We start from the raw sequence: 22,488 nt of genomic DNA on the forward strand, positions 1-22,488 counted from the left end.
GGCTTTCGCTGACGGAAGTCGAGTCACGCCGTCCCCAACCGCAATAAAATCCGCCCGCGCGGACGCATCTCGCCGGCCCGCTGGTCGGATCTATCCCCAAGCGCGGTAACCAGGCCACACCGGCCTTCATCCACAGGGTTGTCCACAGATTCGGCCGCATCCATCCACCGATCTCGCGAACTCCATAGACTGCAGGCAGCTTGCACAACTAGTGGGTCCGAGGGCGTGTGAGGCGCAGATGTTGGGGTCGCGTCGCCACGCCACCCGGCTGGGTGCTTGCCCGCGGCCCGACCGGCGCTCCGAACGGCGAGATCATCCTCAGCCTGTGGATAGTGTCCTGGGGATTGTGGACAACCACCCCTCGGGTGTGGACAACCGACTGGTACATCCGAGTGATCCGCGCCTCATCCGGCCGTGTCAGCGGGTTAGGTCGGACTTGAGCGGAACAGACTCAACTTTTCTGACGTTGTGCAGTGTGGCGGCCGGTGCAGCAGGCTTCGAACCGGTGCATCGGCTGCCGGAGGATGTGACCCGCGGACTGAGGTGACGGATGGACGCTTTCAACCCGACCACGAAGACCCAGCAGGCGGTCTCGTCTGCCGTGCAGGCGGCGACCGTCGCAGGCAACCCGGACGTCGGTCCGGCCCACCTGCTCGGCGCCCTGCTCGCACAGGGCGACGGGCTGACCGCACCCCTGCTGTCCGCGGTCGGCGCCGACCCGGCCACGATCCGCACCGAGCTCGACCAGCTCGCCCGCGGTCTGCCCTCGGCCACCGGCGCGACGGTGTCCACCCCCAGCTTCGACGCCGCCGCCGTCCGCGTGCTCAGCCACGCCCAGCAGCTGGCCACGGAGATGGGCGACGAGTACGTCTCCACCGAGCACCTGCTGGTCGGGCTGGCCGCCCGCGGCGGTGCGGTCGCCGACCTGCTCAAGCGGCACGGCGCGACCCCCGAGGCGCTGCGCGAGGCGTTCGCCAAGGTGCGCGGCTCCGCCCGCGTCTCCAGCCCCGACCCCGAGGGCACCTACCAGGCCCTCGAGAAGTACGGCGTCGACCTCACCGAGCGCGCGCGCAAGGGCGAACTCGACCCGGTGATCGGCCGCGACGCCGAGATCCGCCGCGTCGTGCAGGTGCTCTCGCGGCGCACCAAGAACAACCCCGTGCTGATCGGCGAGCCCGGCGTCGGCAAGACCGCCATCGTCGAGGGGCTCGCGCAGCGCGTGGTCGCCGGCGACGTCCCGGAATCGTTGCGCGGCAAGCGGGTCGTCGGCCTCGACCTCGGGTCGATGGTGGCCGGCGCGAAGTTCCGCGGTGAGTTCGAGGAGCGGCTCAAGGCGGTGCTCAAGGAGATCACCGACTCCGCGGGGCAGGTCATCACGTTCATCGACGAGCTGCACACGATCGTCGGCGCGGGCGCGACCGGCGAGTCCGCCATGGACGCCGGCAACATGATCAAGCCGATGCTCGCCCGCGGCGAGCTGCGCATGGTCGGCGCGACCACGCTCGACGAGTACCGCGAGCACATCGAGAAGGACCCCGCGCTGGAGCGCCGCTTCCAGCAGGTCCTGGTCGGCGAGCCGAGCGTGGAGGACACGGTCGGCATCCTGCGCGGGCTCAAGGAGCGCTACGAGGTGCACCACGGCGTGCGCATCACCGACAGCGCCCTGGTCGCGGCCGCCACGCTCTCCGACCGCTACATCACCGCGCGCTTCCTGCCGGACAAGGCCATCGACCTGGTCGACGAGGCCGCGTCCCGGCTGCGCATGGAGATCGACTCGCGGCCGGTGGAGATCGACGAGGTCGAGCGCGCCGTGCGCCGCCTCGAGATCGAGGAGATGGCGCTGGCCAAGGAGTCGGACGCGGCATCGCGCGACCGGCTCGCCGCGCTGCGCGCCGAACTGGCCGAGAAGCGTGAGGAGCTGTCCGCGCTCACGGCCCGCTGGCAGAACGAGAAGGGCTCGATCGAGAACGTCCGCGAGCTGAAGACCCAGCTCGAGCAGTTGCGTGGCGAGTCCGAGCGGGCCGAGCGCGACGGCGACCTGGGCCGCGCGGCCGAACTGCGCTATGGCCGCATCCCCGAGCTGGAGAAGCAGCTCGACGCGGCCACTCAGTCCACAATGGACGGACAGGTGATGCTCAAGGAGGAGGTCGGCCCGGACGACGTCGCCGACGTCGTGTCGGCGTGGACCGGCATCCCCGCGGGCCGCATGCTCGAGGGCGAGACCGCGAAGCTGCTGCGCATGGAAGAGGCCATCAGCCGCCGTGTCGTGGGGCAGGCCGAGGCCGTGCGCGTGGTGTCGGACGCCGTGCGCCGCAGCCGCGCCGGGGTCTCCGACCCCGACCGGCCGACCGGCTCGTTCCTGTTCCTCGGCCCCACCGGCGTCGGCAAGACCGAGCTGGCCAAGGCGCTGGCGGAGTTCCTGTTCGACGACGAGCGGGCGATGATCCGCATCGACATGAGCGAGTACGCCGAGAAGCACTCGGTGGCCCGTCTGGTCGGCGCCCCGCCCGGTTACGTCGGCTACGACCAGGGTGGCCAGCTCACCGAGTCGGTCCGGCGCCGTCCGTACAGCGTCGTGCTGCTCGACGAGGTGGAGAAGGCGCACCCGGACGTGTTCGACGTGCTCCTGCAGGTCCTCGACGACGGTCGCCTGACCGACGGCCAGGGCCGCACGGTCGACTTCCGCAACACGATCCTCGTGCTGACGTCGAACCTGGGCTCGCAGGTCATCGCCGACGCGACCCTGGACGAGCGGCAGCGCAAGGACGCCGTGCTCTCGGTGGTGCAGCGCCACTTCAAGCCGGAGTTCCTCAACCGCCTGGACGACGTCGTGGTGTTCCACTCGCTGGCCACCGAGGAGCTGACCAGCATCGTGGACATCCAGCTCGAGCGCCTGGAGCGCAGGCTGGCCCAGCGCCGGCTGAGCCTCCAGGTCACCCCCTCGGCGCGCGATTGGCTGGCGCTCAACGGTTTCGACCCCGTCTACGGTGCCCGGCCGCTGCGCCGGCTGGTCCAGTCGGCCATCGGCGACCAACTGGCCAAGGAGCTGCTGGGCGGCGAGATCCGCGACGGCGACAAGGTCGAGGTGGACGTCACCGACGACAACGCCGGGCTGACCGTCACCCGCTCCGGCTGACGATCACCCGCGAGACCCGGCCGCCGCTCCTGGTGGCCGGGTCTTCGCACGCCTGGAACAACCCGAGGCCTGAGCGGGTCCGGTCGGCCCAGATCGGCGCGAAGCAACTCAAACCGACACCGCGCCACCCCGGCCGTGATCTTGATCGGGTGACCTGGCGGACTACAGTCACCCTTCGTGGGCATCCCGGCGTGGGTCTGGTTCGTGATCGCCGTCGTGGCGGCGGTGGCCGGTGCGGCGTTGTTGCTGCGCGACCGGTCCCGCTCGAACTCCCGTGACCGCGAACGCCGCCGGTGGGCCGCCCTTCGCGGCTGGCAGTTCGCCGAGGCCGACCCGGAGCTCGTCGCCACCTGGAACAGCGGCGCCATCGCGTACTACGGCAAGGGCAACGCCGTCGACGTGGTCGCCGGCTCCACGTTCACCGCCGACGGCCGGCGCCGGGTCTACGTCTTCGACCTCGACGTCAACGGCAAGCGGCCCGCGGTGATCGCCGCGGTCCAGCTGCGCCGCAAGCACGCCGTCGTCGTCGAGCTCTGGCTGCCGAGCATGCCGTTCCAGCGCGAGCACATGCCCGAGCTGCTGGGCCCGGTCGGCCAGCGGTACGCGTTCGTCTCCGACATGGCCGCGGCGCGCGCGCTGATCACGCCCGACCTGGTCGACGCCTCCGAGGAGATCGGCGGTGACGTCACCGTCGTCTGGCTGGAGAGCGACTGGGTGCTGGCCAGCGCGCCGACCAACGCCGGCCCGTCGCGCCTGGAGCGGCTGCTGCGCGGCATCGGCGAGGTCGCCGACGTGCTCGACCCCTTCGACGCCGAGACCGACCCGGTCGGCGACCAGGGGCAGCAACCAGCCGAGTGATCGCTGGCGGAGCGCGACCATCCAGCACCGATAGGTTGGGTGCATGCCAACCGCACTCGTCACCGGCGCGACCGCCGGCATCGGCGCCGCCTTCGCCCGCGCCCTGGCCGAGCAGGGTTTCGACCTGGTCCTGGTCGCCCGCACGCAGCAGCGGCTGACCGAGGTCGCCGAGGAGCTCACGGCCAAGCACGCGATCGAGGCCTCGACCCTCGCCGCGGACCTCTCCACCGCAAAGGGCCGCGCCGACGTCGAAGAGCGCCTGGCCGACGACAGCAAGCCGATCGAGCTGCTGGTCAACAACGCCGGCTTCGGCACGTACGGCGCGTTCACCGAGACCTCGATGCAGCGCCTGCAGGAGCAGCTCGACGTCAACGTCGTCTCCGTGCTCCGGCTGACCCGGGCCGCGTTGCCGGGCATGATCGCCCGCAAGCACGGCGCGGTGGTCAACGTGTCCAGCGTCGCCGGGTTCTTCCCCGGCACCGGCGCGACCTACGGCGCGAGCAAGGCCTACGTGACCGCATTGTCCGAAGGGCTCGGCGCCACGGTCGCGGGCACCGGCGTCCGCGTGCTCGCGCTCTGCCCCGGCTTCACCCACACCGAGTTCCACGCCCGCGCCAAGGACCCGGAGATGGCGAAGATCCCCGAGTTCATGTGGCTCGACGCCGACCGGGTGGCCCGCGACTGCCTCGACGACCTGCGCAAGGGCCGCGCCGTGTCGGTGCCCGGTCCGCAGTGGAAGGCCGTCGTCGTGCTCGGCCGGCTGATCCCGCCGGGGATCCTGCGCGCGGTGTCCAACAGGATGGGACGCGGCCGCACGTGACGCGTGTCGCCTGGTCGGCGGCCCGCGGTGTGCCAGACTGCTGGTCCGTGCGGACTACCACTGCGGTCGATCAGCAAGCCAAGTCGGAACTCGCCAGGCTGGTCAGCGAACTCGCTGTCGTGCACGGCAAGGTGACCCTCGCGTCGGGCAAGGAAGCCGACTACTACATCGACATGCGCCGCGCGACCCTGCACCACGCGGCCGCCCCGCTCATCGGCAAACTGCTGCGCCAGCTCACGGCCGACTGGTCCTACGTCGCCGTCGGCGGGCTCACCCTCGGCGCCGATCCGGTGGCCTACGCGATGATGCACGCCGCCACCGGCGAGGGTGCGGTGCTCGACACCTTCGTGGTCCGCAAGGCCACCAAGGAACACGGCATGCAGCGGCGCATCGAGGGCATCGAGGTGGCCGGGCAGCGCGTGCTCGCCGTCGAGGACACGTCCACCACGGGTGGCAGCGTCCTGACCGCGGTGGACGCGTTGCAGGAGGCCGGTGCCGAGGTCGTCGGGGTGGCCACCGTCGTCGACCGCGCGACCGGCGCCCGTGAGGCCATCGAAGCCCGCGGTCTGGCCTACCGCGCCCTGCTCGACCTCACCGACATCGGCCTCGCCTGAAAACGATCGTTCGGTAACCTGCGGCCTCATGGGCCCGACCGGACTGGTGATCATCGGTGCGGTCGTCGTCGTTCTGCTCGCCACGATCGCGTTCGCGCTGCTGCGGCGAAGCTTCGCCAAGCGGTACGAGGCCGTCGAGCAGGCCTGGCGCCAGGTGCACGCCGAACTGGTGCGGCGCCAGGACACGGCCGGCCGGCTGCTGGACGTGGCCCGCGGCCGGTTCGACCAGGAAGAGCTGCTGCGGGCCCGTGCCCACGCGGTCGCCGCGCGGGGCTCGGGGCCGGTGGCGCAAAGCGCCGCTGAAGCCCGGCTGACCCGTGCGCTCGGCGGGTTCTTCCAGGCGGCCCAAGCCCACCCCGACCTCGTGGCCGACAACGGCTTCCGGATGCTGCGCTGGCAGCTCGGCGAGAGCGAGCACCGGATTGCGGCCGGCGTCCAGGCGTACAACGCGATGGCGCACGCCTACAACGCGCGGTTCAGCGCGTTCCCGGCCAGGCTCGGGAAGGGCAAACACCCCCAGTCGCAGCTCTATCCCTGACCGGTCAGCAAGTCCTGACCTTGTGTGACATTTCTTGCCTGGATGTTTCGCATCGTTACTTTTCGGCAAGGTGTGCTGGTAGCAGCGGGGGTACCGTTGACCTTGAAACCGTGGAGGGGGCGGGGATGGCTGGCACGCTGGCGCACGCAACGGTCGCTTTGCACTTCCTCGCGCTCCTCTACATCGGCCTCGGCGGATTCCTGGCGTGGCGCTGGCCGAAGTCGATCTTCGTGCACGTCTTCTTCGCGGCTTGGGGCGTCGCGGTGAACGTGCTGCCGCTGAACTGCCCGCTCACCGAGCTGGAGAACTACTTCCGCAACCAGCAGGGTCTGTCCGACCTGCCGAGCGGCTTCAACGCCTACTACATCTACGGGCACCTGTTCCCGGCCGAGTACACGCCGGTCGTCGGCATCCTCGGGTTGATCGTGGTGATCGTGTCCTACGTCGGGGCGTACGTGCACTACCGGCACCGCCGCGACGAGGCGCCCCGCGATGGGGTACCAATCGCCGGGTGAGCTCCGAAGAAGACGAGCCGGGCCCGACCGAGTGGGTGGCGGGCGAACCGGTCGGCGTCGGCCCGTGGCCCGGTCCGTGGCCGGACGACCCGCGCTACGACCCCGAGTTGCTCGAACACGGCGACCGCCGCAACGTCGTCGACCACTACCGCTACTGGCGCCGGGACGCGATCGTCGCCGACCTCGACCTGCGCAGGCACGACTTCCACGTCGCCATCGAGAACTTCCAGCACGACCACAACATCGGCACGGTGGTCCGCACGGCCAACGCGTTCGCGGCGCAGGCGGTGCACATCGTCGGGCGCAAGCGCTGGAACCGGCGCGGCGCCATGGTCACCGACCGCTACCAGCACCTGCACCACCACCCGGACCTCGCCTCGCTTGCCGCATTCGCTCGTGAGCACGAACTGAGCGTGATCGGCGTGGACAACGTCCCCGGCTCGATCCCGGTCGAGACCGCCGACCTGCCGCGCAAGGCGTTGTTCGTGTTCGGGCAGGAAGGACCGGGCCTCGGCGCCGAGGCTCGGGACCTGGCGATCTTCTCCGTGTCGATCGCGCAGTTCGGTTCCACGCGGTCGATCAACGCGGGCGTGGCCGCAGGCATAGTCATGCACGCTTGGGTGCGACAACACGCCGACCTTCACTCGGCCTGGTGACATCACCGGGCTGGGTGCTTCACCGTGAACGATTCAGCACCCACCATTGAGAGGTGAGCAGGAGCGCGGGCCGGGCCGCGGACGCCACCGGGCATCCACCGCTGTGGGCTTCCCGCGCGGGCGTCGCCGAACTCGCCGTGCTGAGCCGGCACGTCCACCGCGCCTGGGCTCTGCCCCGCACCGCGCTCGGCCGGGCCGGCTGGCCGCCCACCCTCGGGCAACGGCTGAACCTGCGCTGGAACTACTGGTGGCAGGCGCACCTGCTGGACTGCCTGGTCGACGCGCAGCTGCGGGCGCCGACGCCGACCCGCCAGCACCTGGTCGAGCGGCTGATCCGGGGCATCAAGGTGCGCAACCTCGGCTGGTGGACCAACGACTACTACGACGACATCGCGTGGATGGGCCTGGCCCTGATGCGTGCCGAGCAGCAGCTGGGCATCCCCGTGCCGGGCGCACTGGACGCGATCGCGAAGCAGCTGCGGGAGGGCTGGACCGACCACGCGGGTGGCGGCATCTGGTGGCGCAGGCGGGACTCGTTCAAGAACGTGCCCGCGAACGGGCCGGCCGCGATCCTGCTGGCCCGGCTGGCCCGGGTGACGGGGCAGCGCACGGACCTGCAACGGGCACGCGCGACGGTCGAGTGGATGGAAGAGCGGCTGGCCGACCCGCGCAGCGGCCTGCTGTGGGACGGCTTGTACATCAACCCGGACGGTTCCGTGCGTGACGTCGTGCGGCTGGTCTACACCTACTGCCAGGGCGTCTTCCTCGGCGCGTGCGTGGAGCTGGCCGACGACGAGCGGTCCGGGCCATGGCTGGACCTGGCCGAACGCACGGTCTCCGCCGTGATCAGCGGCGTGACGACCGACGGCGTGATCAACGGCCAGGGCGGTGGCGACGGCGGCTTGTTCGCCGCGATCCTGGCGCGGTACCTGGCGTTCGCGGCGCCGCGGCTCGGCCGCACGGCGGGTGGGGCGGCGAGCCGGCTGGTCTACTCGTCGGCGGAAGCCGCATGGCGCAACCGGGCCGCGGGCCCGGGTGGGCCGTTGTTCGGCCCCGACTGGTCGAAGCCCGCGGTGGCACCGCGCTCGGCGGGCGAGCGCAAACCGGAACGCGACATGTCCGTCCAGGTCGGCGGCTGGATGGTGCTGGAAGCGGCGGCGCTGCTCGAACGGGCATGATCGCCTGGTGAACAGTGCGGTCGTGAACAGTGTGGTCGTGACTGGGGGCAGCCGGGGCATCGGCGCGGCCGTGTGCCGGTTGCTGGGTGCGCGCGGGTACGGCGTCGTGGTCAACTACGCGTCCGATGTGGACGCCGCGCGCTCGGTGGTCGCCGATGTGCGCGCCGTCGGCGGGCAGGCGGTGGCCGTCCAGGGCGACGTCTCGGCCGAGCGCGATGTGACGCGGATGTTCGATGCCGCAACGGAATTGGGCCCGTTGACGGGTCTGGTCGGCAACGCCGGGATCACCGGTGATCGGCTGGCCCGGCTGGACGAGCAGTCGGTCGAGACCGTGCGGCGCGTGCTGGACGTGAACGTGACGGGCGCGTTCCTGTGCGCGCGGGAAGCGGTGCGCCGCATGTCGACGCGGTACGGCGGCTCCGGTGGCTCGATCGTCATGGTCTCCTCGACCGCCGCCGGGCGGGGCTCACCGGGCGAGTGGGTGCACTACGCCGCGTCGAAGGCGGCGGTGGAGTCGCTGACCTGGGGACTGGCCCAGGAAGTGGCCGGTGAGGGCATCCGCGTCAACGCCGTGGCGCCCGGCACCGTCGAGACCGACCTGCACGCGGCGGCCGGCGCACCGGACCGCCCGCAACGCGTCGCCGCGACGATCCCGCTCGGTCGAGCGGGCCAACCCGAGGAGATCGCGGAAGGCATCGCGTGGCTGCTCTCGCCCGCGGCCTCCTTCGTGGTCGGCGCCGTCCTCCCCATCAGCGGCGGCCGCTGACCCCTCCGACCCTCCCCAGTCGCCTTCCGGCCCGCCGCTACGGGTGGCAGCCGCAGCTCTGGCGGTGCACCAGCACCGGCGCCAGGTGGCAGATCTCCGGCGCCCGCTCCGGGTCCTTGATCCGCGACACCAGCAGCTGCACGGCGCGCCGGCCGATGTCCTCGACCGGGTGCGCCATCGTCGTCAGCGGCGGGTCGACCAGTTCGGACCACTCGGTCTCGTCGTGGCCGACCACCGCCAGGTCTACGCCGATGCGCAGCCCGTGCGCACGCGCTTCCTTGATCACCCCGGCGGTCATCGTGCAGTTGCCCGTCACCACCGCCGTCGGGCGCGGGTCCATGGCCAGCAGCCGCCGCAACGCCAGCGTCGCCGACTCGGCCGAGGCCCCGCCGGAGGCCACCAGGGACGAGTCAAACCGCAGCCCGGCCCGGCCCAGGCCGAGCCGGTAGCCCAGCGTCCGCTCCTCGTTGGCCGTGATCCAGTCCGCGCCGCTGATGAAGCCGATGCGCTGGTGCCCGAGCCCGGCCAGGTGGCTGACCAGCGCCGACGTCGACTGGATGTTCTCCGGGCCGACCTGGTCGAGCTTCGTCTTGTGCGAGATCCGGTCGACCAGGACGGTCGGGATACCGGCGCGCGCCAACGCTTCGAGCGCATCCGAGTCGCCCGGTGACGGCGTCAGCAACACGCCGTCGACGCGCCGGGCGTGCAGCGTGCGGACGGTGACGCGAGACGTCTCCGCCTCGTCCAGCGTGTCACCGAGGACGACCGTGTACCCGGACGCCGACGCCTCGCTCTCGATGGCGTGGATCAGTTCCGCGAAGTACGGGTTGGCCATCACCGGCATCGCGACACCAAGCGACTTCGTGCCGCCGGTGACCAACGAGCGCGCGATCGCGTTGCCGGTGTAACCGGTGGCGTCGATCGCGTCGAGCACCCGCTGCCGCGTCGCCGGTGCGACCGAGCGGGTCTCGTTGATCACGTGCGACACCGTGGTGATGGACACCCCTGCCAACGCGGCTACATCGTGCATGGTGGCCACGGGTTCTCCAAGCTCAGCAGTGCCCAGGCAACCATATCGGGTGCGGCAGACTGCGTCCGTGCACACCGTCACCAAGTTGCTCGAACGCGTTGCTGGTATGGGCGGCGGTAGGCGGATCGTCGGCATCTGCGGGCCGCCGGGCGCGGGCAAGTCGACCCTGGCGGCGCGCCTGGCCGCGCGGACGCCCGCGATCACCGTGCCCATGGACGGCTTCCACCTGGCCAACGCCGAACTGGACCGGCTCGGCCGCCGCGCGCGCAAGGGCGCGCCCGACACGTTCGACGCCCACGGCTACGTGCACCTGCTGCGCCGGCTGCGCGCCCAGGACGAGCCGACGGTCTACGCGCCGGAGTTCGACCGCGACCTCGACGAGCCGGTCGCCGGGGCGATCCCGGTCCCGCGGGACGCCCGGTTGGTCATCACCGAGGGCAACTACCTGCTGCTCGACACCGCACCGTGGGCCGCGATCCGGCCGCTGCTCGACGAGGTCTGGTACCTCGACCCGGACGACGGCGAGCGGGTGGCGTGGCTGATCGCGCGGCACCGGTCGTTCGGCGAGAGCCCGGCGCAGGCCCGCGTCCACGCCTTGGGCAGCGACCAACGCAACGCCGAGCTCGTGGCCGGGACGAGGGCCAGGGCGGATCTCGTCCTGCACAAGATCCCGTAACGACGGCACCGCATTGCCGGCGCCGTGGGGCAGGATGGCCCAGCGACCGACACCCGTTCGGCGCACCCGGAGGAAGGCCATGCCCGCGTTGATCGGCGTCCACCACGTGGCGCTCACCGTGACCGACGTGGACCGCAGTGCGCCCTGGTACGAGCGCGTTCTCGGGTTCACCACCATCGGCCGCGTCGACGAGGGCGAACACGCGGTGCGCAAGGTCTTCTTACGCGGCGACGGGCTCGCCCTGGTCCTCACCCTCGTGCAGCACCCGAACGCCGAACGCGCCGAGTTCGACGAGTCCAGGCCCGGCCTGGACCACCTGACGTTCGAGGTCGCGGCGGAGTCGCTGGAGGAGTGGGCGAGCAGGCTTTCGGAGTTCGGCGTGACGTTCTCCCCGGTCACCGAGGAGCTGACCGCCCCGGGCACGCAGGTCATCGCCCTGCGCGACCCCGACGGCATCCAGCTCGTCCTGTGGGCCCAGGCGAAGAAGGACTAGAGGTGCACGCCGCGCTGCATCGGTAGCCAGTAGCCCGCGTAGGCGCCGCCCTCGAAGTACCAGGCGGCCCTGCCCTGGATGATCGCGCTCAGCTTCGTGGGCGCGCTCGTCGTCGCCGTGAACCGGACGGTCCGCGAGCCCACGACACGACCGCTCGCGTCCAGCCGGTAGGCCGAGTAGCTCCCCGGTCCCATGTAGACAGTCAGCGGCGGGGTGTAGGGGTGGGCGTCGACCGCGCCGAGCGCCCACGTGCTCCCGAAGCTCTCGGGGAACCACCAGTTCTTGAACGGCCCGCCGGAGACGTGCAACGCGATGGGCCCGCCGCTCAGCCGCTGCCTGCGGTCGATCGGGGCCTGGGTCCAGCGGGTGAACGACACCCGCTTCGACCCGACGATGGCGCCCGACGAGTCGACCTGGTAGATCGTGGTCGTCCGGGTCGTTGCCTGCACGGTCCCGGTGATGTCGGGTCGCGGGTAGTCGCCGCGGTACGCGGCCGCGGCGGCGGCGAAGCCCGGGTCGTGGGTGTAGGTCAGCAAACCGAGCAGTTGCTGGACGTGCAGCTGGTGGTAGGCGCCCGCCGGGGTGTTGTGCTGCAACGAGTACCGGCTCGAGGCGCCGATCCGGCGGAATTCCGGCATCGCCGTCAGCCGCACCGTCTCGACCGCGCCGCGGATGAGGCTCAACGCCGTGGCGTTGCCGGTCAGCTGCCAGTAGTCGAAGAGGCCGAACAACGCGGCGATGTGGCCGTTGAGCACCTTCTCGCTGTCGGCGACGGGGTAGCGCGGGTACTCCTCGAGCCACAAGCGGTGGCTCGCGTCGAGGTGCACCGCGTACGGGGCGGTGCCCTGCGGTGCCTGGCGCATGCTGGTGAAGGTCGCGTCCGCGGCAGCGCGCCACTTCTCCTCGCCCGTCGCCTGGTAGAGCCGCACGAACGCGGTGAGCGCCCGGCCCTGCGCCATGCCCGAGTACCAGGGCGCGTGCAGCGTTCCCGACGTGCTGCCGACCACGACCCGGTCGTAGTCGTAGGGGTAGTACCAGGCGCCGTCGGACACGACGTGGATGTCGATCAGGCGCTGCGCGTTGCGCACGGCGATGTCGAGGTATGCGGAGTCGCCGGTCAACCGGTAGGAGTTGAGGTTCTCCACGGCGTAGGCGCCTTGCGACACGGGCTGGTTGTGCAGCTTGCCGCCCACGGAGACCATCCGCACCCCGGTCGAGTCGACGAGGCCGTAGCCCTCGACCGGCGTGACGGTGCTGAGGTCGTACGCGCGTTCGCCGATCGGGACGTGGGCGACCATCCCTGTGTACTGCGGGTACCCGCCGATGCTCGCCCGCACGAGCGGCGCGGCGGGTGCAGCGAACGCAGGCATGGCGAAGGTGCCCGCCAGGACAACGGTGAGCAGCGTGGAGCCCACGAACCGGCGCATCGGTATCCCCCTGAACGAAATTCCGGCCACGGCCGTATCGGACGAATCGGGGCCGGGGTGGTGGGCGTTACCGATTCGGGGGCGTGATCAGCGCGGATTCGCTCGAGGCGCCCTTCCGGTGTGCCGGCTCCCGATCCGCCCCAAGCAGGGCCAGGGCGGCGGTCCTGGGCAACAGCCGCGTCACGGTCGTCAGCACCGCGTTGCGCCGGCCGGACACCACGGTCGGGCCCTTGCGGTGCGCCAGCGCGTCGATTGCGTGGGCCACCACCTCCTGCGGCGTCTGCACCAGCCAGGACGGCACGTCGTCCGCCTGCTGCGACTCGGTCGCGGTGACGCCGGGGCACAGCGCGAACACGTGGACCCCGCGCGCTTTCTGTTCGTGCCACAGCGATTCGGAGAACGACGTCACGAACGCCTTGGTGGCGCTGTAGACGCTCATCCCCGGTTTCGGCGTGTGGCCGAGGGTCGACGAGACGTTGACCAGTGCCGCGCCGGGTTCGGCGCCCGCGAGGAAGGCGTGGGCCAACGCGACGACCGCGCGGCAGTTGAGGTCGAGCACGGCGAGCGAGTCGTCCAGCGGTGTCGCCGCGAAGTCCCCGTGCACGGCGGTCCCGGCGTTGTTGACCAGAACGGTGTAGTGCTCGCGGGTCAGAAGGTCTGTCGTGGCCCGCACACCGTCCGCAGTGGACAGATCGGCGACCAGGTGGTCGTGTCCCGGCCCCATCTCCGACAGGAGCTCCGCGAGCCGGTCCGCCCGGCGGGCCACGGCGGTCACCGTGTAGCCCGCCGCGGCCAGTGCGGCCGCGAACGCGCGGCCGATCCCGGCGCTGGCCCCCGTCACCAGCGCCCGCTTCGCCGGGGTCACTGCTGCGCCTTCGGCTTGGTCTGCGGCGCGAACCGGAACGAGATGCCCTCCATCAACGCCTTGTGCTGGGTGTTGTGGAAGGCGGCGACCAGCCAGCGGCCGTCCTCGCGGACGAGGGTGTAGGTCTGGACCTTGGTCAGCTTCTTGGGCCGCTTGCCCTTGACGGTGTCGCCCCGGCTGGTCAGCACCGCGACGTCGGTGCCGAGGAAACGCACGTCGAGCACCTCGTGGGCCAGCCCGGTGCCCTTGAGGAACGTGGCGAACAGCGCCCGGTGGCTGTCGGCGATGTCCTGCCGGCCCTGGTAGCGGGTGCCGACGAAGGTGACGTAGGTGGCGTCCTCGGTGAAGTGGGCGCCGTACGCGTCGGCGTCGCCGCGGCCCCACGCCTCGGCGAGCGAGTCGATGACCGCGGTCACGGCGGCGGTGCGGTCGGTGTCGATCATTTCGGTCCCCATCCGTTAAGGTTGTCTGCATCAGAGCAGTATCTGCATATGTGCAGATATTAAGCAGAGGAGGTTTCCCTTGGCAAGTCCGCCGGAGCGACATGTGATCTTTCGCCGGTACCTGGACGCCGTCGGGCTGCACGGTCTCGCCGCCGCCGAGGCCGCGGGCCTGCACGCTTCCGAGTGGTACGCGCTCAGCCTGCTCGACCTGGAGGGCTCACTGACCTCCGGTGAGCTGTCGGTCCGCACGGGACTGACCACCGGGGCCACGACCCGCCTGATCGACCGGCTGGAACGCGCGGGCTACGTCCGCCGCGGCGCCGACCCGGCCGACCGCCGCAAGGTGGTCGTCGAACCGGTTCCGGACGCCGTGAGCGGCGTCGAGGCGATCGTCGGCCCGGCCCGGCGTCACATCGCCGAGGTCATCGCCCGGTACACGCCCGAGCAGCAAGAGGTGTTGTTCGACTACTTCGCCCACGCGGCGCCCGCCTACCGCGAGGCGTCGGAGGAGATCCGCCGCTCGGCCGGGAAAGGCCGCGGCGCGCGGCGCGGCGGTGCTGGTTAGTCGCCCGCGGGCTCGAGGCGTTCCTCGGGCTTGCGCATCTCCTGGCGGTAGCGCCACACGCCGTAAACGGTGCCCGCCACGAAGAACGCGATCGACCCGACCAGGGCCGCGGTCTTCAGCCACGGCATGCCGTTGACCAGCCCGGCGCCGAAGTAGCCGAGCAGCACCAGCGTCGGCACCCACATCACCGCGCCGACGGAGGTGGCGACGAGGTAGCGGCGCGAGTCCATCTTGGCCGCGCCGGCGATCATCGGTGCCAGCGTCCGGATCCACGGGATCCACCGGGCCAGCACGACCGCCCAGAACCCACGCCGGTCGAGGAAGTCCTGGGCCCGGCGCAGGTGGTCGACGGTGAGCACACGTCCGCCCCGCCGCGCGATGAGGGCGTGCCCGGTCTTGCGCCCGATGTAGTAGCCGACCATGTTGCCCACGATGGCGACGAGGGTCGCGGCGACGGACAACGTGATCGTGTGCCCGACGTGGTCGCCCGCGGCGAGCACGACACCCGCGGTGAACAACAGGGAATCGCCCGGCAGGAACAGCCCGACGATGAACGAGCACTCCAGGAAGACCATGCCGAGCACGATCACCCAGACCATGAGCGGCCCCGCCTGCTCGAGCCCACCCAAGGCGAGGGTGCTCGATTCAGATTGCAGGGTCGTCACGTAGGTAGCCTACGTGGTGAACGTCAGCGAGCCGTTCGGCCGGACCTGCGAGGGGGACCGCGTGACCCGTGCTCTTGTGCTCGGTGGTGGCGGGGTCGCCGGCATCGCGTGGACCACCGGCGTGGTCGCGGGGCTGTACGCCGAAGGTGTCGACGTGCGCGACGCCGATGTGCTGATCGGCACGTCGGCCGGGTCGACGGTCGGCGCGCAGCTCACCAGCGGCACGCCGGTCGAGGACCTGTACGCCCGCCAGCTCGACGAGCACCACGGCGAGATCAGCGTCGAGGTCGACACCACCGAGCTCATCGCGATGATGACCGACCTGGGTGACGACGTCGAGCCGTACTCGGCGGCGCACCGCGCCCGCGTCGGCGCCTTCGCGCTGGCCGCGAAGACGGTGCCCGAGCAGCGCAGGCGCGCCGTGATCGAGTGGCGCCTGCCGTCGCACGACTGGCCGGAGGCGCCCTTGCGCATCGTCGCCGTGGATGCCGAGTCGGGCGCGGAACGGATCTTCGACAAGGCCAGTGGAGTCGGCCTGGTGGACGCGGTCGCGGCGAGCTGCGCGGTACCCGGCATCTGGCCGCCGGTGACCATCGGCGACCGGCGCTACGTCGACGGTGGGGTCCGCTCGTTCACCAACCTCGACCTGGCCGACGGCTACGACACCGTGCTGGTCATCGCGCCCATCGTCGAGCCCGGCGTCACGGTGCCCAACGGCCTGCTGATCACCCCGGACGAGGCGTCGCAGGAAGCGATCGGCGTGAACGCCCTCGACCCGTCGACCCGGCCGGGTGCCGCCAAGGCCGGGCGCGCGCAGGCCGCCCAGCTCGTGGGTTCGGTCCGGCAACTCTGGGCCTAGCCGGCCCGGAACCAGGCTCCAGCAGACCGCAGGGCCTCGGTCGCCTCCGGGATCAAGCCGACGAACGCGGCGAACCCGTGGACCTGACCAGGCCACACCTGCAAATCACACGGCACTCCGGCCAACACCAACGACGCCGCCAACCGCTGCGCGTCACCCAGCAACAACTCGGTCCCACCCACCTGGATCAGCACCGGCGGCCACGAGGACATGTCCGCGTCCAGCACCCGTAATCGGGGGTGGTTGGCGTCGGCCAAACCCAGGTACGCCCGTCTGCACTGGCGCAGCGATGAGGGTGACAGGACCGGGTCCGGGCACTGCGCGTCGCGCGCGTCGACCTCCGTGCACTCCAGGTCGAGCCACGGGCTGTACAGCAACACCCGCCCGGGCATCGGCAACCGCACGGCCGCCAGATCCGCCAGCACGGACACCGCCAGGTGGGCCCCGGCCGCGTCGCCGACCAGGCCGATCCGGGCCGGTGCGAGGCCGCGGTCGATCAACAACCGGTACGCGGCAAGGCAATCGTCCGCCGCCGCGGGGAAGGGGTGCTCGGGCGCCCGGCGGTAGTGCGGCAGGAACACGGGCCTGCCGGTCTGCCACGACAGCAGGTACGCCCAGTTGCGGTGCGACCGGTGCGAGCCGATGACGAAGCCGCCGCCGTGCAGCTGCAGCAGCACGCCGTTGCCGGCGTTGGCGTTGCGAGCCGCGACCCACTGCCCGCGGATGCTCCCGTAGCGGGCGTTCCACACCTTCGCCCCGCGCGGGAGCCCGCGCATGGCGAACGCGTCGGTCATCTGCCGCACGACGCGCAATTCCTGGCCGCACGCCTGCCACCCGTCCGCTACCGGACGGATGTATGTGCGGAATTCTTTGGCCAGCCGCTCGCTCGCGGCGCTCGGCATGGCAGGGACACGAACCGGGCTACCCATTGGTAGCAGGCTACCCGCCCACAACCACCGGGCAAGTGGTTGTGGGCGGGCAGAATTACCTACTTCCAGGGTTGGTACCCAAGCACCACATCATGTGAAACCTGGTGTCCCCCAGTGAGTTGCAACCGCTGGGCCGTCGGGGCGTATCCGCTCGCGATCACCGTGTACTCACCGTCAGCGAGGTCCGGTACGACATACCGTCCGGTCTCGTCGGTGGCGGTCACCGTGACGACGTTCCCGTTGGCGTCCAGCACGGTGATCCGCGCATCCGCGACCGGATTGCCCGCTTCGTTGCGCGCGACCCCGGACACCTGCGCGCCCGGCAGCACCTCGACGTCGTGGCGGACCACGCCCGACTCCGGCACCGTCAGCTGCGCGGCATACGGCTTGGTGTGCGGCGCGTCCACCACCAGCGTGTGCGGCCCCGCGCCGACCCCGGTCAGCCGGAAGCTGCCGTCGCTGGCGCTGGTGCCCGACCCGACGACCTCACCGGAGGTGTCCGCCAGGGTGATCGTCGCTCGCGCGACCGGGGTGCCCGCGCGATCCCGCACGGTCCCGGCGACCTCACCGGACCCGACCAGGGTCACGTCCGCGCTGACCGCCCCGCCGCCCAGCACCAGGCTGGACGCCTGCGGCCGGTGCCCGACCGCCGACACGATCAGCACGTAGCTGCCATCGGCGGGCGCGGTCATCCGGTAGCTGCCGTCGCGACCGGCGGCGGCCCGCGCCACCTGGTGGCCGGTCCGGTCGATCAGCGTGAGCACCGCGTGCTCGACGCCGGAACCGTCGCGGTGGCGCACCGTGCCGGAGAGCTCCCGCGAGGTGCCGGTCAGCTGCGTGCCCGCCGACATCGGGACCAGCTCGGGAACGGCCGCCCCGTGCCCGTTGCGGTCGGCGCCGTCACCTTCCTGGGCGTGCTTGCCGGCCAGGACCGGCACCGGTTCGTCGAACTTCTGCGTGTCGAGCAGGTCGAAGTCGGCGAACCGGCTCAGCTCGTCCTCGGGCGTGACCGGCTCGGGTTCCGGGGCCGGTGGCGGGGCGGCGCCCTCGGCCGCCGCCGCGCCGGGCTTGCCGGTGCGCAGCGGGATCTCCTTCATGAAGATGCTGAACAGGAAGGCCAGGGCGACCACGGCGGCACCGATGATGAAGACGACGTCGATCGCATCGGTGAAGCCGTCCTTGAACGGGTGCGCCAGGGTCGCGTTGGTGTGCGACAGGAACGACGTGTCCGACAGGTCGCCGCCGCCACCCTTGAGCAGCTTGAAGTAGTCGGCGTTGGCCGGGTCCTGCTGCACGGCCGGGTTGCTGACCGTCTGCACGTAGGCCGGGTCCTTCGCCGCCTCGGCGTAGGAGTCCTGCAGCTTGCCCGGGATGCTGCTGAACAGCACCGACAGGAACACCGCGACACCCAGCGTGCCGCCGATCTGGCGGAAGAACGTCGACGACGCCGTCGCCACGCCCATGTCCCGGAATGGCACCGCGTTCTGCGCGGCGATCACCAGGGTCTGCATGCAGTTGCCCAGGCCGTAGCCGAAGATCCCCATGAAGACCAGCGGCTGCCACAGCGGCGTGTCCGCGGTGACGGTGCTGAACAGCAGCAACCCGCCGACGATCACGAACGTGCCGATCACCGGGAAGATCTTGTAGCGCCCCGTCTTCGACGTGATCTGACCGGAGCTGATCGACCCGGCCATGATGCCGAGCATCATCGGCAACATCATCAGACCGGACTCGGTCGGCGTGACGCCGTGCACCACCTGCAGGTACTGCGGGACCATGACGATGCCGCCGAACATGCCGACACCGATGATCGTGCCGACCACGATGGCGATGCTGAACGTCGAGTTCTTGAACAGGCGCAACGGGATCAGCGCCTCGTCCTTCATCCGCACCTCGGCGAGGATGAACAGGATCAACCCGACGGCGCCGATGCCGTAGCAGAGCAGGGACCGGTTCGAGGCCCAGCCCCAGTCGCGACCCTGCTCGGCGACCAGCAGCAACGGCACCAGGCCGATGGCCAGGGTGATCGCGCCCCAGTAGTCGATGCGGTGGTCGTGGCGCTCGTGCGGGACGTTGAGCACCTTGGTCACCACGAACAGCGCGACGGCGCCGATCGGGACGTTCACCAGGAACACCCAGCGCCAGCCGTCGATGCCCAGCAGGTCGGTCTGCCCGGCGAAGAAGCCGCCGAGCACCGGGCCGAGCACGCTCGACGTGCCCCACACCGCGAGGAAGTAACCCTGGTACTTGGCCCGCTCACGCGGCGGCACGATGTCGCCGACGATGGTCAGGGCCAGCGACATCAGGCCACCGGCGCCGAGGCCCTGCAGGGCGCGGAAGATCGCCAGCTGCAACATCGACTGGGAGAACGTGCAGGCCAGCGAGCCGATCAGGAAGATCGAGATCGCCGTGATGAAGAACGGCTTGCGTCCGTAGATGTCGGAGAGCTTGCCGTAGAGCGGCGTGGAGATCGTCGCGGTGATCAGGTAGGCCGTGGTCGCCCAGGCCTGCTCGTCGTAACCCTTGAGGTCGTCGGCGATCGTGCGGATCGCCGTACCGACGATGGTCTGGTCGAGCGCGGCGAGGAACATGCCCATCAGCAGCCCGGAGAGGATCACCAGGATCTGCTTGTGGGTGAGGGTGTAATGACCCTCTTCGCCGGTCTGCGGTGGTGCTGCTGCAGTGTCCGATTGACTCATCGAACATCCCCCTCGGTTGTGCTCGGCTCGGGCTGGTAGCTCTCGATGTCGGTGTTGAGGCGGCCGAACAACTCCACGAGGCGGAGCTGGTCGTCGCGGTCCCACTCCGACAGCAACGCGGCGAGGTGCTCGGTGCGCCTGCGGCGCAGTTCGTCGAACAGCTCATGACCCTGTGCGGTCGCGGCGAGCAGGCACGCCCGGCCGTCCACGGGGTCCGCCTGGCGTTCGACGAGCCCGCTCGAGACCAGCGAGCTGATCTGGCGGGACACCGTCGACGGGTCGGAGTGGACGGCCTCGGCGAGCGCGGTCATCCGCCGCGGCCCGTCGAAGACCAGACTGCCCAGCAAGGGGTACGCCGAACCTTCGACGCCCTTGGTGGTGGGCTTGTTCACGTGGGTCTTGAAGTAGTTGATCAGCCGGACGAAGCGCACGAGCTCGCGGCCGAGCTGGTCGGCCACCTCGAAGTCACCCCGGTCGGCCGCCGGCGCGGCGGCGGGCGCGGCTGGTTCCACCATGGTTCGCCACCCTGATGCACGCGTTGAATGTCTTATTTGGCAGGTACAACTAGTTGCCTATACCAAGCATGTTCTTCTGGGTCCAAGATTGCAAGTTGGATTCGTGTGTGCCGTGCTACACCGTCATCGCCCGGAGCGCGGAGCATGGCCACCAACACGGTCTACGGTGGTCTGGATGAGTGAGACTCCAGCCGTGATCGACCGCCTCGTCGCGGCGCTCGGGCCTGCCGCCGTCCTCACCGATCCGGACGTCACGTCCGCCTACCAGCGGGACATGATGCCGCTCGCGCCGCACGGTTCGCCGCTCGCCGTGGTGCTGCCCGCTTCGGTGGAGCAGGTGCAGGAGGTCGTGCGCGCGTGTGCCGACGCGGGCGTGCCGATCGTGCCGCGGGGTGCGGGCAGCGGCCTTTCCGGTGCGGCGAACGCGATCGACGACTGCGTGGTGCTGGTGACCACGAAGCTGAACGAGATCGTCGAGATCGACCAGGACAACCGGCTCGCGGTGGTGCAGCCGGGCGTGGTCAACCTCGACCTGCGCAACGCCGTGGAGAAGAACGGGCTGTTCTACCCGCCCGACCCGGCCAGCTACGACTGGTGCACGATCGGCGGCAACCTGGCCACCAACGCGGGTGGGCTGTGCTGCGTGAAGTACGGCGTGACCAGCGATTCCGTGCTGGGCCTCGAAGTGGTCCTGGCCGACGGCTCGCTGCTGCGCACCGGCCGCCGCACGGTCAAGGGCGTGGCCGGGTACGACCTCACCAAGCTGTTCGTCGGCAGCGAGGGCACGCTGGGCGTGATCACGTCGGCGACGCTCGCGCTGAAGCCGATCCCGCAGGCGCCGGGCACGATGGTCGCCGCGTTCCCCGCCGCCTCGGCCGCAGGCGTGGCGGTGACGCGGGTCGTGCGCGAGGGCCTGGTGCCGTCGCTGATGGAGATCATGGACGCGACGTCGATCGCCGTCGTCGAGACCTACCTGAAGACCGAACTCGGCGCCGGCAAGGGCGCCGGGGCGTTGCTGCTGTGCCAGTCCGACTCCGGCGGCGAGGTGGCCCGGCGCGAACTCGCCGCCCTGGAACAGATCTGCACCGACGCGGGTGCGGACCTCGTGCACACGACGTTCGACGCGGCCGAGGGCGGCATGTTGTTGAAGGCGCGCCGCGCGGTGCTGATGGCGTTGGAGGAGCACGGCGACTGGATGACCGACGACGTGTGTGTGCCACGCACGAAGATCGTGGACCTCATCGGCGGCTGCGAGCGGATCGCCGCCGAGGTCGGCCTCACGGTCGCCGTCGTCGGCCACGCGGGCGACGGCAACATGCACCCGACGATCGTCTACGACGCGTCGTCGGCGGAGCAGGTGGCGTTGGCGCACAAGGCTTTCGCCGCCATCCTGGCGCTCGGGCTGTCCCTGGGCGGCACGATCACCGGCGAACACGGCGTCGGCAAGATCAAGCAGGAGTGGCTGGCCCGCGAACTGGGCGAGGTGGGCATGCGCGTGCACCGCGAGATCAAGAAGGCCCTCGACCCGGGCAACCTGTTCAACCCGGGCTCGATGTTCAGCGTCTGAACTCAGCCGCGGGTTGCCTCGCGCTGCTTGGCCTTGCGGCTGCGCAGGTACTCGATCCCGATCGGGATCACCGAGATCAGCACGATCAGGATCGCGATCAGGTCGATGTGCTCGCGCACGAACGCGATCTGGCCGAGCAGCGCGCCCAGGATCGTCACGCCCGCCGCCCACAACACGGCGCCGATCGCCGAGTAGGTGAAGAACTTCCGCTTGTCCATCCGGCCGACGCCGGCGAACGCGGTGATGAAGGTGCGCACGATCGGCACGAAGCGGGCCATGATGATCGCGCGGGCGCCGTAGCGCTCGAAGAACTCGTGGGTCTTCTCGACGTACTCGCGCTTGAACAGCTTGGAATCCGGTTTGTCGAACAGCACCGGCCCGGACTTGTACCCGATGTAGTACCCGGACACGTTGCCCAGGAACGCACAGATGGACGTCAGCACGCAGATCAGCCAGATCGGCGTGGCGATCGCGCCGTGGGCGGCGAACAAGCCGGCGGTGAACAGCAGGGAGTCACCCGGCAGGAAGAAGCCGACCAGCAGGCCGCACTCGGCGAAGATGATGAAGCACACGCCGGGCACGACCGCGGCGCCGAGCCACCGGACGATGACCTCCGGGTCCAGCCACTGCGGCAGGATCGACATGGAGTAGACCGTCTGGGCGGCGGCAATCGC

23 protein-coding genes are annotated in these 22,488 nt (G+C 70.6%); 14 read left to right on the forward strand and 9 right to left on the reverse strand.

Annotated features, from left to right (window positions below; all coding sequences use genetic code 11):
* Window positions 1–550: 550 nt before the first annotated feature.
* From clpB to EV186_RS06390, 9 genes are all read left to right on the forward strand, one after another.
* Window positions 551–3,136, forward strand: coding sequence for an ATP-dependent chaperone ClpB (clpB, locus tag EV186_RS06350; RefSeq protein ID WP_133848092.1), 2,586 nt, complete (start codon window positions 551–553; stop codon window positions 3,134–3,136).
* Between the two features lie 177 nt (window positions 3,137–3,313).
* Entirely contained in the window at window positions 3,314–3,994 is a 681-nt protein-coding gene (locus EV186_RS06355; RefSeq protein WP_133848093.1) for a type III secretion system chaperone family protein, read from the forward strand.
* 43 nt (window positions 3,995–4,037) lie between these two features.
* Window positions 4,038–4,814, forward strand: a complete 777-nt coding sequence (locus tag EV186_RS06360; protein ID WP_133848094.1) for an SDR family NAD(P)-dependent oxidoreductase — start codon at window positions 4,038–4,040, stop codon at window positions 4,812–4,814.
* 47 nt (window positions 4,815–4,861) lie between these two features.
* Window positions 4,862–5,428 carry an orotate phosphoribosyltransferase gene (gene pyrE, locus EV186_RS06365; protein ID WP_133848095.1) on the forward strand — a complete coding sequence of 189 codons (567 nt, stop codon included), beginning with the start codon at window positions 4,862–4,864 and terminating at the stop codon, window positions 5,426–5,428.
* A 28-nt stretch (window positions 5,429–5,456) separates the two neighbouring features.
* Window positions 5,457–5,966 (forward strand): LemA family protein, encoded by a 510-nt coding sequence (locus tag EV186_RS06370; protein WP_133848096.1) that lies wholly within the window; start codon window positions 5,457–5,459, stop codon window positions 5,964–5,966.
* A 125-nt stretch (window positions 5,967–6,091) separates the two neighbouring features.
* Window positions 6,092–6,481: a DUF2784 domain-containing protein gene (locus tag EV186_RS06375; protein ID WP_133848097.1), complete on the forward strand. Its 390-nt coding sequence runs from the start codon at window positions 6,092–6,094 to the stop codon at window positions 6,479–6,481.
* Window positions 6,478–7,137 (forward strand): TrmH family RNA methyltransferase, encoded by a 660-nt coding sequence (locus EV186_RS06380; RefSeq protein WP_133848098.1) that lies wholly within the window; start codon window positions 6,478–6,480, stop codon window positions 7,135–7,137. The genes EV186_RS06375 and EV186_RS06380 overlap by 4 nt, the downstream gene beginning before the upstream one ends.
* Window positions 7,138–7,190: 53 nt before the next feature.
* Entirely contained in the window at window positions 7,191–8,315 is a 1,125-nt protein-coding gene (locus tag EV186_RS06385; protein WP_243753841.1) for a glycoside hydrolase family 76 protein, read from the forward strand.
* 31 nt (window positions 8,316–8,346) lie between these two features.
* On the forward strand, window positions 8,347–9,081 hold the full coding sequence (locus EV186_RS06390) for an SDR family oxidoreductase (RefSeq protein WP_424982381.1): 735 nt from the start codon (window positions 8,347–8,349) through the stop codon (window positions 9,079–9,081).
* A 37-nt stretch (window positions 9,082–9,118) separates the two neighbouring features.
* Here EV186_RS06390 and EV186_RS06395 read toward each other — a convergent pair whose 3' ends face one another.
* A complete protein-coding gene (locus EV186_RS06395; RefSeq protein ID WP_133848813.1) occupies window positions 9,119–10,111 on the reverse strand; it encodes a LacI family DNA-binding transcriptional regulator in 993 nt (330 codons plus the stop codon).
* Between the two features lie 67 nt (window positions 10,112–10,178).
* Between EV186_RS06395 and EV186_RS06400 the strand changes: the two genes are divergently transcribed.
* Complete coding sequence (locus EV186_RS06400; RefSeq protein WP_279538279.1) at window positions 10,179–10,787, forward strand: nucleoside/nucleotide kinase family protein; 609 nt, start codon at window positions 10,179–10,181, stop codon at window positions 10,785–10,787.
* Window positions 10,788–10,866: 79 nt separating this feature from the next.
* On the forward strand, window positions 10,867–11,280 hold the full coding sequence (locus EV186_RS06405) for a VOC family protein (protein ID WP_133848101.1): 414 nt from the start codon (window positions 10,867–10,869) through the stop codon (window positions 11,278–11,280).
* On the opposite strand, the gene EV186_RS06410 is transcribed toward EV186_RS06405, so the two are convergent.
* The 3 genes from EV186_RS06410 to EV186_RS06420 all read right to left on the reverse strand — a co-directional run bounded on the left by EV186_RS06410 (window position 11,277) and on the right by EV186_RS06420 (window position 14,027).
* Entirely contained in the window at window positions 11,277–12,707 is a 1,431-nt protein-coding gene (locus EV186_RS06410; RefSeq protein WP_133848102.1) for a D-glucuronyl C5-epimerase family protein, read from the reverse strand. The two genes, EV186_RS06405 and EV186_RS06410, sit on opposite strands and share 4 nt — an antisense overlap.
* 67 nt (window positions 12,708–12,774) lie before the next feature.
* Entirely contained in the window at window positions 12,775–13,572 is a 798-nt protein-coding gene (locus tag EV186_RS06415) for an SDR family NAD(P)-dependent oxidoreductase (RefSeq protein WP_133848103.1), read from the reverse strand.
* Window positions 13,569–14,027, reverse strand: coding sequence for an SgcJ/EcaC family oxidoreductase (locus tag EV186_RS06420; protein WP_243753842.1), 459 nt, complete (start codon window positions 14,025–14,027; stop codon window positions 13,569–13,571). Before EV186_RS06420 ends, EV186_RS06415 begins: the two co-directional genes overlap by 4 nt.
* A gap of 91 nt (window positions 14,028–14,118) precedes the next feature.
* Between EV186_RS06420 and EV186_RS06425 the strand changes: the two genes are divergently transcribed.
* Window positions 14,119–14,580 (forward strand): MarR family winged helix-turn-helix transcriptional regulator, encoded by a 462-nt coding sequence (locus EV186_RS06425; protein WP_208115488.1) that lies wholly within the window; start codon window positions 14,119–14,121, stop codon window positions 14,578–14,580.
* Here the strand turns inward: EV186_RS06425 and EV186_RS06430 are convergent.
* Window positions 14,577–15,245 carry a DedA family protein gene (locus EV186_RS06430; protein ID WP_243753843.1) on the reverse strand — a complete coding sequence of 223 codons (669 nt, stop codon included), beginning with the start codon at window positions 15,243–15,245 and terminating at the stop codon, window positions 14,577–14,579. The genes EV186_RS06425 and EV186_RS06430 overlap by 4 nt on opposite strands.
* Before the next feature lie 61 nt (window positions 15,246–15,306).
* Between EV186_RS06430 and EV186_RS06435 the strand changes: the two genes are divergently transcribed.
* Window positions 15,307–16,104, forward strand: a complete 798-nt coding sequence (locus tag EV186_RS06435; protein ID WP_133848105.1) for a patatin-like phospholipase family protein — start codon at window positions 15,307–15,309, stop codon at window positions 16,102–16,104.
* Here EV186_RS06435 and EV186_RS06440 read toward each other — a convergent pair.
* From EV186_RS06440 to EV186_RS06450, 3 genes are all read right to left on the reverse strand, one after another.
* Window positions 16,101–17,006 carry an alpha/beta hydrolase gene (locus tag EV186_RS06440; RefSeq protein WP_166659040.1) on the reverse strand — a complete coding sequence of 302 codons (906 nt, stop codon included), beginning with the start codon at window positions 17,004–17,006 and terminating at the stop codon, window positions 16,101–16,103. The two genes, EV186_RS06435 and EV186_RS06440, sit on opposite strands and share 4 nt — an antisense overlap.
* A gap of 86 nt (window positions 17,007–17,092) precedes the next feature.
* On the reverse strand, window positions 17,093–19,732 hold the full coding sequence (locus tag EV186_RS06445) for an MFS transporter (RefSeq protein ID WP_133848107.1): 2,640 nt from the start codon (window positions 19,730–19,732) through the stop codon (window positions 17,093–17,095).
* Complete coding sequence (locus tag EV186_RS06450; RefSeq protein ID WP_133848108.1) at window positions 19,729–20,247, reverse strand: MarR family winged helix-turn-helix transcriptional regulator; 519 nt, start codon at window positions 20,245–20,247, stop codon at window positions 19,729–19,731. Before EV186_RS06450 ends, EV186_RS06445 begins: the two co-directional genes overlap by 4 nt.
* A gap of 175 nt (window positions 20,248–20,422) precedes the next feature.
* Between EV186_RS06450 and EV186_RS06455 the strand changes: the two genes are divergently transcribed.
* Window positions 20,423–21,814, forward strand: coding sequence for an FAD-binding oxidoreductase (locus EV186_RS06455; protein WP_133848109.1), 1,392 nt, complete (start codon window positions 20,423–20,425; stop codon window positions 21,812–21,814).
* 2 nt (window positions 21,815–21,816) lie between these two features.
* Here EV186_RS06455 and EV186_RS06460 read toward each other — a convergent pair whose 3' ends face one another.
* Window positions 21,817–22,458 (reverse strand): DedA family protein, encoded by a 642-nt coding sequence (locus EV186_RS06460; protein WP_133848816.1) that lies wholly within the window; start codon window positions 22,456–22,458, stop codon window positions 21,817–21,819.
* Between the last annotated feature and the right edge of the window lie 30 nt (window positions 22,459–22,488).

The sequence above is a fragment of the Labedaea rhizosphaerae genome, assembly GCF_004362825.1.
Classification (GTDB): domain Bacteria; phylum Actinomycetota; class Actinomycetes; order Mycobacteriales; family Pseudonocardiaceae; genus Labedaea; species Labedaea rhizosphaerae.

Bases quoted from the DNA above. Each gene is read 5' to 3' on its own strand.
- clpB (WP_133848092.1), top strand. From the start codon at position 551: ATGGACGCTTTCAACCCGACCACGAAGACCCAGCAGGCGGTCTCGTCT.
- EV186_RS06360 (WP_133848094.1), top strand. From the start codon at position 4,038: ATGCCAACCGCACTCGTCACCGGCGCGACCGCCGGCATCGGCGCCGCC.
- EV186_RS06370 (WP_133848096.1), top strand. From the start codon at position 5,457: ATGGGCCCGACCGGACTGGTGATCATCGGTGCGGTCGTCGTCGTTCTG.
- EV186_RS06375 (WP_133848097.1), top strand. From the start codon at position 6,092: ATGGCTGGCACGCTGGCGCACGCAACGGTCGCTTTGCACTTCCTCGCG.
- EV186_RS06395 (WP_133848813.1), bottom strand. From the start codon at position 10,111: ATGCACGATGTAGCCGCGTTGGCAGGGGTGTCCATCACCACGGTGTCG.
- EV186_RS06405 (WP_133848101.1), top strand. From the start codon at position 10,867: ATGCCCGCGTTGATCGGCGTCCACCACGTGGCGCTCACCGTGACCGAC.
- EV186_RS06410 (WP_133848102.1), bottom strand. From the start codon at position 12,707: ATGCGCCGGTTCGTGGGCTCCACGCTGCTCACCGTTGTCCTGGCGGGC.
- EV186_RS06420 (WP_243753842.1), bottom strand. From the start codon at position 14,027: ATGGGGACCGAAATGATCGACACCGACCGCACCGCCGCCGTGACCGCG.
- EV186_RS06440 (WP_166659040.1), bottom strand. From the start codon at position 17,006: ATGCCGAGCGCCGCGAGCGAGCGGCTGGCCAAAGAATTCCGCACATAC.
- EV186_RS06445 (WP_133848107.1), bottom strand. From the start codon at position 19,732: ATGAGTCAATCGGACACTGCAGCAGCACCACCGCAGACCGGCGAAGAG.
- EV186_RS06450 (WP_133848108.1), bottom strand. From the start codon at position 20,247: ATGGTGGAACCAGCCGCGCCCGCCGCCGCGCCGGCGGCCGACCGGGGT.
- EV186_RS06455 (WP_133848109.1), top strand. From the start codon at position 20,423: ATGAGTGAGACTCCAGCCGTGATCGACCGCCTCGTCGCGGCGCTCGGG.
- EV186_RS06460 (WP_133848816.1), bottom strand. From the start codon at position 22,458: ATGTCGATCCTGCCGCAGTGGCTGGACCCGGAGGTCATCGTCCGGTGG.